Here is a 15,196-nt window from a genome sequence, read left to right as displayed (position 1 = left end):
GGCCGGCGATCCGATGGGTGCTCATGCCTCCGGAGGGCCCTGCTCGACCCACGCGGACCGCCCCTTGAACCCCTCCCGACCGCATGCTGAGCAGGAGTTGACCGCCCCAGACCTCCATGGTCTACTCCGGATCGTGACCGACACCGATGTGCGCCTGTGGCGGAGGGTCCACATGGACCTCGTCCGCTACGCAGGCTGCGTGTGTCACCCGTCCTGCTGAATTCGCATCTTTTCTCCCCGCGCTGAGCGCCGTCTTCCGGCCTGCTCGCGCGCCCTTCCGCGAACCTTCAGGACGGTACCTGTGTCTGTTTCCACCCCTGCCTCCGCCTCTGGCTCCGCTGCTGCGCCCCCCGCGTCCGCGCGCACAGCCGCTCCGACCGCCGCCGAGCTCCTCGACTTCGTCCGCCGCAGCGCGGCCGACACCGAACTCGTCGCCTCCCTGCCGCTCGACCCCGAGGGGCGTACCTGGGTGCGTCTGGCCGGGCCCGGCGGCAGCGAGGCCTGGCTGATCGGGTGGCCGCCGGGCAGCGGAACCGGCTGGCACGACCACGCGGAGTCGGTCGGCGCCTTCCTCACCGCGGCGGGCACCCTCAAGGAGAACTCCCTGGCCGCGCGCCTGCCCACGGACGGATGGAAGACCCTGGAACTCTCCGAAGGCATCGACCGCGAGCGCGAGTTGGGGGCCGGTGAGGGCCGCGCCTTCGGCCGTAACCACGTACACGAGGTGCTGAACGAGTCGGCCACGGAACACGCCATCTCCGTCCACGCCTACTACCCGCCCCTCCCCCGCATCCGCCGCTACAGCCGCATCGGCGAGGTGCTCCGCCTGGAGGCCGTGGAGCGTCCGGAGGACTGGCAGTGAGCGAACAGCCGACCGGCATCGACGAGTTGCTGGAGCACGTGCGGCGCGGCCTCGACAGGGTCGGCCCGCAGGAGGCGTACGACATCGCGCGGGCCGGTGGCCTGCTGGTCGACATCCGGTACGCGGCGCTGAGGGAACGCGACGGCCTGGTCCCCGGCGCGCTGGTCGTCGAACGCAACGAACTGGAGTGGCGCCTCGACCCCCAGGGCAGCCACCGTGCCCCGGAGGCCACGGACCACGATCTGCGGGTCGTCGTGCTCTGCAACGAGGGCTACGCGTCGAGTCTCGCGGCCGCGTCCCTGCGGCAGCTGGGCCTGCGTCACGCAACCGACCTCATCGGCGGCTTCCAGGCGTGGAAAGCGGCGGGGCTGCCGGTCGCGGCGTGAGGCCCGGAGGGGCAGCCGGGTGTCCTGACCGCCCTACTTCTTGGCTGGCGCCACGGTGACGGCAGGGGGAGGCCCTGGCCCGCGCCGAGTCCGAGGCCACGGTCGAGTCCGGGGCCAAGGCCATGCCGGAAGAGGTAGTTCCGGGAGCCGAAGCCGCGCGGGGAGCCGATGTCCCTCCAGAGGGCCGGCGTCTCCGCGGGGCGGGGTGACCCCACCCCGCGGAGCGCGCATTGAGGTACGCGGATCGCTCAGGGTGCCGCCCCACCCCCGTGGGGGCGGCACCCTCAGAACGCCTCGTGCCCCAAGTCCTCGGTGTCCTCGCCCTCTTCCTCCAAGGCCTGCCGGACCACCCTGAGCGCCATGCCCTCCCCATAACCCTTGCGGGCGAGCATGCCCGCGAGGCGGCGCAGCCGCTTGTCGCGATCGAGGCCACGCGTGGAGAGGAGCTTGCGGGCGACCAGCTCCCGCGCGGTCGCCTCCTCCTGCTCCGAGTCGAGCTGTCCGACGGCTTCGTCGATCAGCGTGGACTCCACGCCCTTGGTGCGCAGCTCGCGGGCGAGCGCGCGCCGGGCCAGGCCCCGCCCGTGGTGGCGGGACTCCACCCAGGCGTCCGCGAAGGCGCTGTCGTTGATCAGCCCGACCTCTTCGAAGCGGGAGAGGACTTCCTCAGCCACCTCATCGGGGATCTCCCGCTTGCGCAGCGCGTCGGCGAGCTGCTTGCGCGTGCGCGGGGTGCCGGTGAGCAGGCGCAGACAGATCGCCCGCGCCCGCTCAGCCGGGTCCCCCGTCGGCGGCTCCCCCTTCTCGGCCCTCGACGAGGAAGGGGGGCCGTCGTCCCGGCGGTCACCGAAGCCGCCACGGCGTCTGCGACGCCCACCAGCGCGGCCGGTGCCGCCTTCCCGGTGGCCGTCACCGCCCCGGGAGCCCCGCCCGTCACCGCCGTGCGAACCGGCTTCCTCACCGTCCTGAAGGCTCTGGAAGCCGCGGCCGTCGTCCGGGCCCACGCCGTACTCGCCTGCGCCGTACTGATCCACACCGCCCCCGTGGCCCCGCCCCGCGGCGCCGGGGCGGCTTTCGGGGGTGGTGTGGTCCGCCCAGTCCGTTCGTCGCGTCACGGACTAGCTCTTGGCCGCCGCGGCCTTGGACTTGGTGGCCTTGGCCGCCGGTGCGGGCACCGTCTTGGCGGCGTCCTCGGCCGGAGCCGCGCCCGCCGCGTCCGCGCCCGGCTCGGCGACCGGAGCCTCGGGCTTCACGCCGACACCCAGCTTCTCCTTGATCTTCTTCTCGATCTCGTTGGCGAGGTCGGGGTTGTCCTTCAGGAAGTTGCGGGCGTTCTCCTTGCCCTGGCCGAGCTGGTCGCCCTCGTACGTGTACCAGGCGCCTGCCTTGCGGACGAAGCCGTGCTCGACGCCCATGTCGATCAGGCCGCCCTCGCGGCTGATGCCCTGGCCGTAGAGGATGTCGAACTCGGCCTGCTTGAAGGGCGGCGCGACCTTGTTCTTGACGACCTTGACGCGGGTGCGGTTGCCCACCGCGTCCGTGCCGTCCTTCAGGGTCTCGATGCGGCGGATGTCCATGCGCACCGAGGCGTAGAACTTCAGCGCCCGGCCACCGGTGGTGGTCTCCGGGGAGCCGAACATGACGCCGATCTTCTCGCGCAGCTGGTTGATGAAGATCGCCGTGGTCTTGGACTGGTTGAGCGCGCTGGTGATCTTCCGGAGCGCCTGGCTCATCAGGCGGGCCTGGAGACCCACGTGCGAGTCGCCCATCTCGCCCTCGATCTCCGCGCGCGGCACCAGGGCTGCGACGGAGTCGATGACGATGAGGTCGAGGGCGCCGGAGCGGACCAGCATGTCGACGATCTCAAGGGCCTGCTCGCCGTTGTCCGGCTGGGACAGGATGAGGTTGTCGATGTCGACGCCGAGCTTCTTCGCGTACTCGGGGTCGAGGGCGTGCTCCGCGTCCACGAAGGCCACCGCGCCGCCTGCCCGCTGGGCGTTGGCCACGGCGTGCAGCGTGAGGGTCGTCTTACCGGAGGACTCCGGTCCATACACCTCCACCACGCGGCCGCGGGGGATGCCGCCGACGCCGAGGGCGACGTCGAGCGCGGTCGACCCGGTGGGGATGACCTCGATGGGCTCATTCGGCCGCTCGCCCATGCGCATCACTGCGCCCTTGCCGAACTGCCGTTCAATCTGTGCGAGCGCGGCGTCGAGCGCCTTCTCGCGGTCGGTTCCTGCCATGGGTTCCACCCGATTTGCTTGAGTCGATCGCTTCACGTCAAAGACGCTAACGCCTGCCACTGACAATCCGCCCCGACGCCCGTCCAGCCTGTGGATAACTCAAGGTCATCCCACACCGAAATCCTCCGGGTCGGGCCGGGGTTCCTCCCTCACGCCCCCGGAAAATGGCCGCCATACCCCCCATATGAACGGGTGTTCGATTTTGGTGTCAAGCGCGGCACGCCGCACTGACGTCCCCTGCCACGGGCGGGCCGCGAGAAGACAACCTGAACGCCACCGAGCGCGGCACCCCCGAGAACGCCCTGGACCTGCGCACGTCCTCGACCCTGGGCGAGGCGGCTCGGGCGTTCGAGCATGCGCGCTGAGATCGCGGTCACCGGGTTGGGGCTGGTGACTCCGGCCGGGCACACGGTGGAGGCGAACTGGGCGGCCCTGTGCCGGGGCCGTTCGCTCGCCGCGACCGGTCCCGGCCTGGCGGGACTGCCCGTCGACTTCTCCTGCCAGGTGACGGATTTCGAGGCCGAGGCGGAACTCGGCCGGGCGCCGGCACGGCGCGCGGACCGCTTCATCCAGTTCGCCCTCGCCGCCGCCCGGCGGGCCGTCGCGGACGCGGGCCTCGATCGCCACACCTGGGAAGCGGAACGAGTCGGTGTCGTACTGGGTGTGGGCTCGAACAGTCTGAGTACCTACGTCACCGAGTTCGGCCACCTCGGCGCCGGGCGGCCGGAGCGGGTTTCGCCGCTCGCGCTCCCACGCAGCGTTCTGAGCATGGCCGCGGGCGAGGTCGCCATCGACTTGGGCGCGCGGCCCCAAACTTCACCACCGCCAGCGCCTGCGCGTCGGGCGCCACCGCGCTCCTCAGAGTGGCCCGGGACCTGCTGCGGTCCGGTACCTGCGACATCGTGCTGGCGGGCGGCAGCGAGTCGGCACGCCCGCGCATGACGGCCACGTGCTTCGCGCGGATGCGGGCGCTGTCCCGGCGCACAGCGGAGCCGACCCTGGCGGCCGGCCGTTTGACGCGCAGGGTGACGGCCTCGTCCTGGGCGAGGGCGCCGGCATCCTCATACTCGAACGCGCCTGCGCCGCTCGGGCGCGCCGCGCGCCCGCCCTGGCCGATCTGCTCCTGGCCGTTCCACCGCCGGCCCGCGGTGCACGCGAGGCCCGCGTCCAGGACAGCACCACAGCGGTGACCAAGAAGCCGGCCGGACAGCGCGGCGTCAAGACCGTGTGGTCGGCGCGGACCACCGGCGACACGTGGCTGCGCTCCAAGGACGGACGGACCCTGCTGGTCGCCGTACGCCTGAAGGGGACGGACGAGGAAGCAGCCGAGCGCGCCGGCCGGTACCGCGCCCTGGCCGAACGCCTCAAGCGACTCGCGACCGCGTGACACGTGAATGGCCTCGTGCGAGCAGCCGCGCCTGGTGCGCCAACGCGCCTGGGCTCGGTGCCGCAGCGCCCCCGTTCTCTCGGCCCCGAATGGCGATGTGGGACAGCGTCCTGTCGGCGTACGCCGACCGCAGCCGGGTGATACCCCCGGCCTACCGCCCCCCTGGTCATCCGCGCGAACGGTGACGCGTTGCCCACCTACTGGTCGACGGCCATGTCGCCGGGGTGTGGCGGCCGGTGGACGACGGCATCGAAACCACGGCCTTCCAGTCCCTGTCCTCCGAGACCTGGGACGGGCTCGCCGCGGAGGCCCGCTCCCTGAGGGGGCTCCTCGACGGCCGTGAGACGAAGGTCTACAGCCGCCACCATTTCTGGTGGGCCAAGCTCCCCGAGGCCCGGGGCCCACCAAAGGAGTCCAGGCCCTACGGGTGGCCGTCCGGCTTCGGCCGCGTCTCGGACTCCGCCGCCGCCCCCGGTTCGTTCGGCCCGCCCAGAGCGCGCCGCACGCGCGCGAGGAGGGTCGGTCCGACCCTGCGCCGGTGACCGTGCACCCGGGGGTCGTCGGTGACGTCGTACCGCTTCACGTACGCCCCGAGGAAGGCCTGAAGGGTGGCGACGGCGGGGATGGCGATGAGTGCCCCGACCGCGCCGAGGAGGGCCGTGCCCGCGATGACCGATCCGAAGGCGACCGCGGGGTGGATGTCCACGCTCTTGGCGGTGAGCTTCGGCTGCAGCATGTAGTTCTCGAACTGCTGGTAGATCACGACGAAGATCAGTACCCAGAGGGCGTACCAGGGATCGACCGTGAAGGCGATCAGCATCGGCAGGGCGCCCGCCAGGTACGTGCCGATGGTGGGGATGAACTGGGAGACCAGCCCCACCCACACGGCGAGCACGGGCGCGTAGGGGACGTCGAGCGTCTGGAGCAGGACGTAGTGGGCGATCCCGGAGATCAGCGCCATCAGGCCGCGCGAGTAGAGATAGCCGCCGGTCTTGTCGACCGCGATCTCCCAGGCGCGCAGCACCTCGGCCTGCTTGGCGGGCGGCAGCACCGAGCACAGGGCGCGCCGCAACCGCGGCCCGTCGGCCGCGAAGTAGAACGAGAACAGCAGGATCGTCAGGAGCTGGAAGAGGCCCCCGAGGACCTGCGCGGAGACGTCCAGGACGCCGCTGGCGCTGTTCTGCACGTACTTCTGGAGCCAGTCGGAGTGGACCAGGCTGTCCTGCACCTCGACGCGGGAGAGGTCCGTGTGGAACGTCTGATTGATCCAGCTGATGACCTTGTCGAGGTAGTCGGGGAAGTCCTCGACCATGTCCACGATCTGGCCGGCGAGCATCGAGCCCATCAGCGTGATGAAGCCCGCGCTCGCGATCATGACGCCCATGAAGACGATGAACGTGGCGAAGCCCCTGCGCAGCCCGCGCGCCGCCATCCAGCTCACCGCCGGCTCGACCGCGAGCGCCAGGAAGAACGCGATGAGGACGTTGATCAACAGCCCGGTCAGCTGGTGGAAGGCCCAGCTGCCCAGCTGGAAGCAGGCGATGAGCGCGAGGGCGAGCACCATGGCACGTGGCAGCCAGCGCGGCATGCCGACGCCGTTCGCCGCCTCGGCTCCGGCGGGGGGCCGCGGGGGCGGCGTCGGGCCGGGCGGAGCGATGTCCTGGGTGACCTGCGCGGTCTCGTCTGTGGGTGCCACGGGCCCAGTCTCGCCCACGCCACCGACAAACGGCCGCCGCCCCCGCATCTTGGGCCGACCCACGCGCGCGTGGAGGCCGCCGCCGCGAACCGGCCGTCCTGAAGTCAGCGCTTTTCGGCCGGTACGTCCATGGCCGTGCAGACCGCGCGCCAGACGTCCTTGGCGTCCCAGCCCGCGTCCAGCGCTTCGTTGACCGTACGGCCGCCCAGTTCCGACATCACGTGATCGCGTGCGAACGAGTCGGCGTACCCCGCTCCGAAGTGGGCCGCCATCCGCTGCCAGAAAACCGTCAACCGCATGCCTTCAGTATCGCGCCCCTGAGAGTGCAGCCGGGCTCAGGGGGCTTGTCGAGACCGCTTTCCGCCCTACGGTCGGGACATGGCCGAAACCGGAGCATCCCCCGCCCCCGTGCCCTTCACCGACCCCGTGCCCTTCCGCGACGCGGCGCCCTCCCCGGTCGCCCGCGCCGAGCACTTCGTCTGGCTCACCGCGCGCGTGCTGGAGCAGCGGCGGTTCGCGTACCACTTCCCCACGAAGGCCGCCGGCACGGGCCGCGAGCAGGCCGCGGACGCGGTGGAGACCGCCCTCAGCGCGTACGCCACCGCGGACGGCGGGTACGGCTACGCGCTCGAACCCGATCTGCGCGGCCCCGTGAGCCAGCCGCTGCACACCGGGCACGCCCTGCGGGTCCTGGACTCGATCCGGCGGTGCGGCGGGCAGCGGGTCGAGCGCGTGTGCCGCTATCTGACGTCGGTCTCGACACCCGAAGGCGCCCTCCCCGCGATCCATCCCAGCCAGCGCGGCTACCCCTCGGCACCTTTCGTGCCGGTCGTCGACGACCCACCCGGCGAGCTGCTCGCCACCGGCCCCGTGGTGGGCCTGCTCCACCGCAACCAGGTGTGGCACGCCTGGCTCTTCCGCGCCACGGACTTCTGCTGGGCGGCAGTCGAGTCGCTGGAGAAGTCGCACCCGTACGAGGTCCAGGCGGCCGTCGCCTTCCTGGACGGCGCGCCCGACCGCTCGCGCGCGCGGGCCGCCGCCGACCGTCTCGGCCGCCTCGTACGCGAGCAGCGCCTGGCCGCGCTGGACCCCGACGACCTGGACGCGTACCCGGTGGCGCCCGGGTACGCGCCGGGTGAGCATCACTTCCCGCACGACTTCGCGAAGGCTCCCGAGTCGCTCGCGCGCGCGTGGTTCACCGATGCGGAGATGGAGCGCTCGCTGGACTTCTTGCTGCGCGAGCAGCGGGAGGACGGTGGCTGGCCGGTCCGGTGGCGGCAGTGGGCGCCGGGCACGGCCCTGGAGTCGCGCCCGATCGTGACCATCGAGGCGCTGCGCACACTCCGCGCGTATGGGCGGCCCATCGGCTGACAAGGGCAGGTGCTTCCTGGCGTGGCCGCGTCTCCACAGGGCCGACGGGCCGCTCAGGCTGCCGCGTCACCCTGTCAGCGCCCGCAGCCCGGCCGTCCCGACCACGGCCGCCGCGATGACGACGAGGAACGGCGCGCGCAGCAGCAGCGCCACACCCGCTGCGCCGAGCCCTGCCGCCCTGGCGTCCAGGACGAGCACCCGCCCGTCGGCGAAGGCCTGCTGGGCCGTGAGCGCCGCCAGCAGGGCCACGGGCAGCAGGGCGGCCACGCGTCGCACGCGCGGTCGCTCCAGCACGGCCCCGGGCACCAGGAGCCCCGCCAGCTTGACGAGGTAGCAGCCGACGGCGGTCGCACCGATCGCCGTCCAGGTGTTCACCGGTCCTCCCTTCGGTCGTCACCGCGAGCCTTTCGGCCCTCTACGTAGAGAACGAGCGGCACGGCGACAGCGGCCACCAGGACGGGCGCGCCCGCGGGCAGCACCGGCAGCAGGCCGAGCCCGAGGAGGACGGCGACGCCTGCGACAGCACGTTCCCTGGCCGTCCGCAGCATGGGCGCCAGCAGCGCCAGGAAGACCGCGGGGCCGGCCACGTCGAGCCCCCACGCGTCGGTGTCGCCGATCGCCCCGGCGCCGAGCGCGCCGAGCAGCGTGCTGAGGTTCCACATGGCGTAGAGGGTGAGTCCGGTGACCGTGAAGCCGATGCGGGCGCCACGCCGCGTGGGCTGGGCGAGCGAGACGGCCGTGGTTTCGTCGATGACCCAGTGCGCCGCGAACGGCCGTACCGCGCGCGGGAGGGCGAGCAGCCGCGAGAGGCGCAGCCCGTAGAACGCGTTGCGCACCCCGAGGAAGAAGGCGCCCGCGACGGCCGCAGACGGATCGCCGCCGCCCGCGAGCGCGCCGACCAGGGCGAACTGCGACGCCCCGGTGAACACCAGCAGGCTGAGCGCACAGGTCTGGATCACCGTGAGACCAGTGCTCGCCGAGGTCACTCCGAAGGCGAAGCCGGAGAGCCCTACGGTGATCCCGACGCCGAGCGCGTCCCGGACGACGGCGGCGTCGGGTTTCTCCATGGGCACGCCGCTCTCGCGTCTGCCGTCCGGCGCTTCTATCTCCGCGGGGTTCGTCTGTTCTGACACGCACCGGACGTTACGAGCGCGGCCGCGGCCGGGTCTTGTACGTTCTTGCGCTCGCGCTGATACGCCCCCGGCGGCACCCCCACGATCCGGGTGAAGTGCCGGTTGAGGTGCGGCTGGTCGGTGAATCCCACGGCGGCGGCCGCGGCGGCGGGCGGCGTGCCCGCGTCGAGGAGACGGCGGGCCCGGCGCACCCGCGCGTCGGTGAGCCACGCGTGCGGAGGCATGCCGTACGCGTCACGGAAGGCACGCAGGAGAGCGAACGGACTGGCGCCGAGTCCGGTGGCGAGCCGTTCAAGGCTCGGCGGGTCCACGAGGTTCTCCTCCAGGACGGCACGCGCGCGTGCCGCGATTGCCGCGCCCGCCGTGCGGACGGTGCGCCGCGGCAGAGATCCGCCGTTGCGCCGCAGCAGCCGGGTCACCGCCACGCGCAGCAGTGTGTCGGCGGCGAGCGCGTTGCCCTCTTCCGCCGCGCGCAGCACCCGGTGCACGAGTTCCACGGCGTACGGGTCGTCGAGGACCGGGCGGATGAAGCCGGGTGAGCCGCGAAGGGTGGTCGTCTCCGCCGCGATGGCGGCGACCACATCGGGTGCCGGGTAGACCACGCCGTACCGCCAGCCCTCGGGTCCGCCGGCCCGCCCGGTGTGCGGGGTGTCGGGGTTGATCAGGGCGAGGGTTCCCGGCCCCGCGTGCCGGTCGGCGCCGGTGTGGCGGAAGACGTCGACGCCCTCGGCGATCGCCGCGATCACGTAGTGCTCGTGGGTGTGCCGCACGAACGTCCTGCGGATGTAGCGGGCCCGCAGCAGGTCGACGCCGGGCAGGTCGGCGTACCGCCAGTGCCGTGCCTGCTCCGCCGAGACCGCCATGCCCCCATACTGCGACGAACACGCCATGCTCCAAACCCGGACGGGCACGCTATGGCTTCTGCTGCGACGCACGCGCGCCTCTTTTCCGCAGGTCGGCGCCGTTGTCAGTGGCGGGGTGCACGATGGGGGCATGGTCAGCTCCACATCCGGTGCCCGCGGTGCCCGCGGCGCGCTCGACGGATTCTCCCCCGCGACCCGCAGTTGGTTCACGGGGGCTTTCTCCGCGCCCACCTCCGCCCAGGCCGGGGCGTGGCAGGCCATCTCCGAGGGCTCCGACGTGCTGGTTGTCGCCCCCACGGGGTCCGGGAAGACCCTGGCCGCGTTCCTCGCCGCGCTCGACCAGCTGGCCTCGACACCGCCGCCGGCCGACCCGAAGAAGCGCTGCCGGGTGCTGTACGTGTCACCGCTGAAGGCCCTCGCGGTCGACGTCGAGCGCAATCTGCGCAGCCCGTTGACCGGCATCCGCCAAGAGGCCGTGCGCCTCGGCATGCCCGAGCCGGAGGTGCGCGTCGGCATCCGCTCGGGCGACACCCCCGCCGCCGAGCGGCGCGCCCTGGCGACCCGCCCACCGGACATCCTGATCACGACTCCTGAGTCGCTCTTCCTGATGCTCACCTCGGCCACACGCGACGCGCTCACCGGCATCGAGACGGTGATCCTCGACGAGGTGCACGCCGTCGCGGGCACCAAGCGCGGCGCCCACCTCGCCCTCTCCCTGGAGCGGCTGGACGAGCTGCTGCCCAGGCCCGCGCGCCGCATCGGCCTGTCGGCGACGGTGCGGCCGGTGGACGAGGTGGCGCGCTATCTCTCCCCGCAGCGCAAGGTGGAGATCGTCCAGCCGCCCTCCGGCAAGGAGTTCGACCTGTCGGTGGTCGTCCCGGTCGAGGATCTCGGCGAGCTGGGCGGCTCCCCGGTCGCCGATTCCGGGGACGGCGGCGGTCCGGCGGCGGAGCGGCCCTCGATCTGGCCGCATGTCGAGGAGCGGATCACCGACCTCGTCCAGGCGCACCGCTCGACGATCGTCTTCGCCAACTCCCGCCGCCTGGCCGAGCGCCTGTGCAACCGCCTCAACGAAATCGCGTACGAACGGGCGACCGGTGAGGCCCTCCCCGAGGATCACTCCCCGGCCGAGCTGATGGCCGAGTCCGGTGCCGCCAAGGGCGCCCCGCCCGTCCTGGCCCGCGCCCACCACGGTTCGGTCTCCAAGGAGCAGCGCGCCCAGGTCGAGGAGGACCTGAAGGCGGGCAGGCTGCCGGCCGTGGTCGCCACGTCCAGCCTGGAGCTGGGCATCGACATGGGCGCGGTCGACCTGGTCGTGCAGGTCGAGTCGCCGCCGTCCGTCGCCTCCGGGCTCCAGCGCGTGGGGCGCGCGGGCCACCAGGTGGGCGCGGTCTCCACCGGAGTCGTCTTTCCCAAGTACCGGGGCGACCTGGTCCAGGCGGCCGTCGTCACGGAGCGGATGCGCACGGGCTCCATCGAGTCGCTGCGCGTCCCGGCCAACCCCCTGGACGTGCTGGCGCAGCAGCTCGTGGCGATGGTCGCGCTCGACACCTGGCAGGTCGACGACCTCCTGGCGGTGGTCCGCCGGGCCGCCTCCTTCGCATCCCTCCCGGAGTCCGCGTTCACGGCCGTGCTCGACATGCTCGCGGGCCGCTACCCCTCCGATGCCTTCGCGGAGTTGCGCCCCCGCGTGGTCTGGGACCGCGTGGCGGGCACCGTCACGGGCCGCCCCGGAGCGCAGCGCCTCGCGGTCACCTCCGGAGGCACCATCCCCGACCGCGGCCTCTTCGGGGTCTTCCTCGCGGGCGCCGACCCGAAGAAGGGCGGCGGCCGCGTCGGAGAGCTCGACGAGGAGATGGTGTACGAGTCCCGGATCGGCGACGTCTTCACGCTCGGCACCAGCTCCTGGCGCATCGAGGACATCACCCGCGACCGCGTCCTCGTCTCCCCCGCCCCCGGTGTCCCGGGCCGGCTGCCCTTCTGGAAGGGCGACCAGCTGGGCCGCCCGCTCGAACTGGGCCGGGCACTCGGCGCGTTCCTCAGGGAGGTCGGCGCGCTGTCGCCGGAGGACGCGCGCGTGCGGCTGCTCGCCGCGGGCCTCGACTCCTGGGCCGCCGACAACGTCCTGTCGTACCTCGCGGAGCAGCGCGAGGCCTGCGGGCACATCCCGGACGACCGCACGATCGTGGTCGAGCGGTTCCGCGACGAACTGGGCGACTGGCGCGTCGTCGTGCACTCCCCCTTCGGTGCCCAGGTGCACGCCCCGTGGGCCCTCGCCCTGGGCGCCCGCCTGACCGAGCGGTACGGCATGGACGCCCAGGTCATGCACGCCGACGACGGCATCGTGCTCCGCCTGCCGGACGCCGACCTGATGGGCCTGGACCTCCTCGACCAGGACCCGACCGAGCCGGCGGCGGAGTACGACGCGGAGAAGGCCCCCATCGGAGCCGGTGACGTCGCCTTCGACAAGGGCGAGGTCAATCAGATCGTCACCGACCAGGTGGGCGGCTCGGCCCTGTTCGCCTCCCGCTTCCGGGAGTGCGCCGCCCGCGCCCTGCTGCTGCCGCGCCGCAGCCCCGGCAAGCGCACCCCTCTGTGGCAGCAGCGTCAGCGCGCCGCCCAACTGCTCGAAGTGGCGAGCGAGTACGGCTCGTTCCCGATCGTCCTGGAGGCCGTCAGGGAGTGCCTCCAGGACGTCTTCGACGTACCGGGCCTCACGGAACTGATGGGCGACATCGAGTCCCGCAGCGTCCGCCTCGTCGAGGTCACCACCCCCGAGCCCTCCCCCTTCGCCCGCTCCCTCCTGTTCGGATACGTGGCGCAGTTCCTGTACGAGGGCGACTCCCCCCTGGCCGAGCGGCGCGCGGCGGCCCTTTCTCTGGACTCCCACCTCCTCGCGGAGCTTCTCGGCCAGGCGGAGCTGCGCGAGCTGCTCGACGCGGACGTCCTCGCCGAGCTGGAGCAGGAACTGCAGTGGCGCACGGAGGACCGGCGCGTCAAGGACTCCGAAGGCGTCGCCGACCTGCTGCGGCTGCTCGGGCCGCTCACCGTGGCCGAGTTGACCGAGCGCGGCGCCGAACCCGGATGGGCCGCCGAGCTGGCCTCCGCCCGCCGCGCCATCCGGGTCCGGATCGCCGGGGCGGACCACTGGGCGGCGATCGAGGACGCCGGTCGCCTGCGCGACGCCCTCGGCACGGCCTTGCCGGTGGGGGTTCCCGAAGCGTTCACGGAGCCGGTCAAGGACCCCCTGGGTGACCTTCTGGCCCGCTTCGCCCGTACGCATGGCCCGTTCACGTCCGCCACCGCCGCCGCCCGCTTCGGTCTCGGCGTGGCGGTCACGGAGGGCGCGCTGCAACGCCTCGCGGCGAACGGCCGTGTCGTACAAGGAGAGTTCCACCCCGCCGGCATCGGCCAGGAGTGGTGCGACGCCGCGGTCCTGCGCCGGCTGCGCCGCCGCTCCCTGGCGGCCCTGCGGCATGAGCTGGAGCCCGTGCCTCCGTCGGCGCTCGCCCAGTTCCTGCCCCAGTGGCAGCACCTGAGCGGCCATGGGCTGCGCGGCATCGACGGACTGGTGCGCGCCGTCGAGCAGTTGCAGGGCGCGACCGTCCCGGCGTCCGCCCTCGAAAAGCTGGTCCTGCCTTCGCGCGTCGCCGGGTACACCCCCGCCCTGCTCGACGAACTCACCGCGGCCGGCGAGGTCGTCTGGGCGGGCGCCGGGTCCCTGCCGGGGAAGGACGGCTGGGTCTCCCTCTACCTCGCCGACACGGCACCACTGCTCCTGCCGCCCCCGCATCCCCTGGAGCTGACCGCCCTGCACCAGTCCGTCCTGGACTCCCTCTCCGGGGGGTACGGCCTCTTCTTCCGCCAGATCGCCGACCAGGTCCGCGCCACCACCCACCCGGAGGCCTCGGACCCGCAACTGGCCGACGCGATCTGGGACCTGGCCTGGTCGGGACGGCTCACGAACGACACCCTCACCCCGATGCGTTCGCTCCTCGGCTCCGGGCGCACCGCGGGCTCCACGGCTCACCGCGCCAAGCGGGGCATCCCGCGCGGACGCTACGGCTCCTTGACCGCCGCCGCCCGCACCGCCTCGCGCACCGGCCCCCCGACGGTCGCGGGCCGCTGGTCGCTGCTCCCGGCCCGCGAGCCCGACCCGACGCTGCGCGCCCACGCCCTGGCCCGCGCCCTCCTGGACCGGCATGGCGTGGTCACCCGCGGCGCGGTGGCGGCCGAAGGCGTGGAAGGCGGCTTTTCGGCGGTGTACCGCGTCCTGTCCGCCTTCGAGGACAGCGGTCAGGCCCGGCGGGGGTACGTCGTGGAGGGGCTCGGCGCGGCCCAGTTCGCGATGGACGGCGCGGTGGACCGCCTGCGCGCCACGGCGAACACCCGGGAGCGTACGGACGGCAGCCGCCCCTCCGACGCCCAGGCCGCCGTCGTCCTCGCCGCCGCCGACCCCGCCAACGCGTACGGCGCCGCACTGCCCTGGCCCGAGCCACCGGCCGGTGCCAGTCACAAGCCCGGCCGCAAGGCGGGCTCCCTGGTCGTCCTGGTCGACGGCGAACTGACGCTCTACATGGAGCGGGGCGGTAAGACGCTCCTGGCCTGGCCCGCCTCCCCTGAAGACCCGGTCGCCGAAGACCCCCGCCTGCACGCCGCCGCCGAAGCCCTGGCCTCAGCCGCCCGAGCGGGCGCGCTCGGCACGGTGACGGTGGAGCGGGTCAACGGCGTCGCGGCTCTGACTTCCCCGTTCGGCCCTCTGCTGGAGGGAGCCGGTTTCCATGCCACCCCACGGGGCCTACGGCTGCGGGCGTGACCTTGTCCACCACCCCGTTCCCCCTCCGTTTCCGCGCGGGTCCGGCCCCCGGCCTGGCTCAGGCCGCGGTGCCTGATTCCAGCTGCGGTGCCTGGCCCCGGTCCGCCCTGGGCTTGGCTTCAGCCCGGGCCCGGTGGCCCAGCCCGAAGCCGTAGCCTCTGGGCCGCCCGGGCCCCGCTCCAGCCACCCCGCTGTCATGCACCACGCCCGCCTCGGCCTCGGTTCCGGGCCCTCGGCCTGCGGCCCCAGCCTGGGGCTGGTCTCGCCCCGGCGATCGCCGCCACCAGTGGCTCAGCGGTCGCGAAGCCGCTCAGCACACACCCTGCCCCAGCCCAGCCCGCCTCAGGCCACGGCCCTGCCCAAGCTCACCCCAGCCACCCAGACGCCACAGCCACCCAGACGCCACAGGCACTCAGTCAGCCCAAGCCTCGGCCGCCGC

The 15,196-nt window shown here is 73.1% G+C and carries 13 protein-coding genes and 2 pseudogenes; 8 read left to right on the top strand and 7 right to left on the bottom strand.

Features of this window, described 5'->3' with window-relative positions:
- Window positions 1-13 precede the first annotated feature (13 nt).
- The 3 genes from J2N69_RS36700 to J2N69_RS27550 all read left to right on the top strand — a co-directional run bounded on the left by J2N69_RS36700 (window position 14) and on the right by J2N69_RS27550 (window position 1,248).
- On the top strand, window positions 14-220 hold the full coding sequence (locus J2N69_RS36700) for a putative leader peptide (protein WP_408056813.1): 207 nt from the start codon (window positions 14-16) through the stop codon (window positions 218-220).
- Window positions 221-301: 81 nt separating this feature from the next.
- Window positions 302-862, top strand: a complete 561-nt coding sequence (locus tag J2N69_RS27555) for a cupin domain-containing protein (RefSeq protein ID WP_230903097.1) — start codon at window positions 302-304, stop codon at window positions 860-862.
- The gene (locus J2N69_RS27550) at window positions 859-1,248 is read left to right on the top strand and encodes a rhodanese-like domain-containing protein (RefSeq protein ID WP_392722595.1); all 390 of its coding nucleotides are present in this window, start codon (window positions 859-861) and stop codon (window positions 1,246-1,248) included. The genes J2N69_RS27555 and J2N69_RS27550 overlap by 4 nt, the downstream gene beginning before the upstream one ends.
- A 284-nt stretch (window positions 1,249-1,532) precedes the next feature.
- On the opposite strand, the gene recX is transcribed toward J2N69_RS27550, so the two are convergent.
- Window positions 1,533-2,363, bottom strand: coding sequence for a recombination regulator RecX (recX, locus tag J2N69_RS27545; protein WP_230903096.1), 831 nt, complete (start codon window positions 2,361-2,363; stop codon window positions 1,533-1,535).
- A 3-nt stretch (window positions 2,364-2,366) separates the two neighbouring features.
- Window positions 2,367-3,491, bottom strand: coding sequence for a recombinase RecA (gene recA, locus J2N69_RS27540; RefSeq protein WP_230903095.1), 1,125 nt, complete (start codon window positions 3,489-3,491; stop codon window positions 2,367-2,369).
- Between the two features lie 354 nt (window positions 3,492-3,845).
- On the opposite strand from recA, the pseudogene J2N69_RS36555 reads away from it, so the two are divergent.
- The 3 genes and pseudogenes from J2N69_RS36555 to J2N69_RS27530 form a co-directional block, all read left to right on the top strand.
- A pseudogene (locus tag J2N69_RS36555) lies at window positions 3,846-4,414 on the top strand (beta-ketoacyl synthase N-terminal-like domain-containing protein); the annotation flags it as partial.
- 26 nt (window positions 4,415-4,440) lie between these two features.
- Window positions 4,441-4,878 carry a hypothetical protein gene (locus J2N69_RS36545; protein WP_330166831.1) on the top strand — a complete coding sequence of 146 codons (438 nt, stop codon included), beginning with the start codon at window positions 4,441-4,443 and terminating at the stop codon, window positions 4,876-4,878.
- Window positions 4,879-4,916: 38 nt separating this feature from the next.
- A pseudogene (locus J2N69_RS27530) lies at window positions 4,917-5,273 on the top strand (DNA glycosylase AlkZ-like family protein); the annotation flags it as partial.
- A gap of 26 nt (window positions 5,274-5,299) precedes the next feature.
- On the opposite strand, the gene J2N69_RS27525 reads toward J2N69_RS27530, so the two are convergent.
- Both J2N69_RS27525 and J2N69_RS27520 read right to left on the bottom strand, forming a co-directional pair.
- A complete protein-coding gene (locus tag J2N69_RS27525) occupies window positions 5,300-6,574 on the bottom strand; it encodes an AI-2E family transporter (protein WP_230903094.1) in 1,275 nt (424 codons plus the stop codon).
- A 104-nt stretch (window positions 6,575-6,678) separates the two neighbouring features.
- Window positions 6,679-6,873, bottom strand: a complete 195-nt coding sequence (locus J2N69_RS27520) for a DUF3046 domain-containing protein (protein ID WP_127910735.1) — start codon at window positions 6,871-6,873, stop codon at window positions 6,679-6,681.
- 79 nt (window positions 6,874-6,952) lie between these two features.
- Here J2N69_RS27520 and J2N69_RS27515 point away from each other — a divergent pair, with 79 nt between their 5' ends.
- Entirely contained in the window at window positions 6,953-7,945 is a 993-nt protein-coding gene (locus J2N69_RS27515; RefSeq protein ID WP_230903093.1) for a hypothetical protein, read from the top strand.
- A gap of 66 nt (window positions 7,946-8,011) precedes the next feature.
- On the opposite strand, the gene J2N69_RS27510 is transcribed toward J2N69_RS27515, so the two are convergent.
- The 3 genes from J2N69_RS27510 to J2N69_RS27500 are packed head-to-tail and all read right to left on the bottom strand — an operon-like array spanning window position 8,012 to window position 9,941.
- Entirely contained in the window at window positions 8,012-8,320 is a 309-nt protein-coding gene (locus J2N69_RS27510; RefSeq protein WP_230903092.1) for an AzlD domain-containing protein, read from the bottom strand.
- Window positions 8,317-9,078: an AzlC family ABC transporter permease gene (locus tag J2N69_RS27505; protein WP_230903091.1), complete on the bottom strand. Its 762-nt coding sequence runs from the start codon at window positions 9,076-9,078 to the stop codon at window positions 8,317-8,319. The genes J2N69_RS27510 and J2N69_RS27505 overlap by 4 nt, the downstream gene beginning before the upstream one ends.
- Entirely contained in the window at window positions 9,048-9,941 is an 894-nt protein-coding gene (locus J2N69_RS27500; protein ID WP_230903090.1) for an AraC family transcriptional regulator, read from the bottom strand. Before J2N69_RS27500 ends, J2N69_RS27505 begins: the two co-directional genes overlap by 31 nt.
- Window positions 9,942-10,071: 130 nt before the next feature.
- Between J2N69_RS27500 and J2N69_RS27495 the strand changes: the two genes are divergently transcribed.
- Window positions 10,072-14,757: an ATP-dependent helicase gene (locus J2N69_RS27495; RefSeq protein ID WP_230903089.1), complete on the top strand. Its 4,686-nt coding sequence runs from the start codon at window positions 10,072-10,074 to the stop codon at window positions 14,755-14,757.
- Window positions 14,758-15,196: the final 439 nt, after the last annotated feature.

Origin of the sequence: Streptomyces huasconensis, from assembly GCF_021028635.1 — a bacterium.
GTDB lineage: Bacteria > Actinomycetota > Actinomycetes > Streptomycetales > Streptomycetaceae > Streptomyces > Streptomyces huasconensis.
Note: the sequence above shows the minus strand (reverse complement) of the source record. Positions and strands in the feature narration are given on the sequence as shown.

Bases quoted from the DNA above. Each gene is read 5' to 3' on its own strand.
- J2N69_RS27520 (WP_127910735.1), bottom strand. From the start codon at position 6,873: ATGCGGTTGACGGTTTTCTGGCAGCGGATGGCGGCCCACTTCGGAGCG.
- J2N69_RS36700 (WP_408056813.1), top strand. From the start codon at position 14: ATGGGTGCTCATGCCTCCGGAGGGCCCTGCTCGACCCACGCGGACCGC.
- recA (WP_230903095.1), bottom strand. From the start codon at position 3,491: ATGGCAGGAACCGACCGCGAGAAGGCGCTCGACGCCGCGCTCGCACAG.
- J2N69_RS27500 (WP_230903090.1), bottom strand. From the start codon at position 9,941: ATGGCGGTCTCGGCGGAGCAGGCACGGCACTGGCGGTACGCCGACCTG.
- J2N69_RS27495 (WP_230903089.1), top strand. From the start codon at position 10,072: ATGGTCAGCTCCACATCCGGTGCCCGCGGTGCCCGCGGCGCGCTCGAC.
- J2N69_RS27515 (WP_230903093.1), top strand. From the start codon at position 6,953: ATGGCCGAAACCGGAGCATCCCCCGCCCCCGTGCCCTTCACCGACCCC.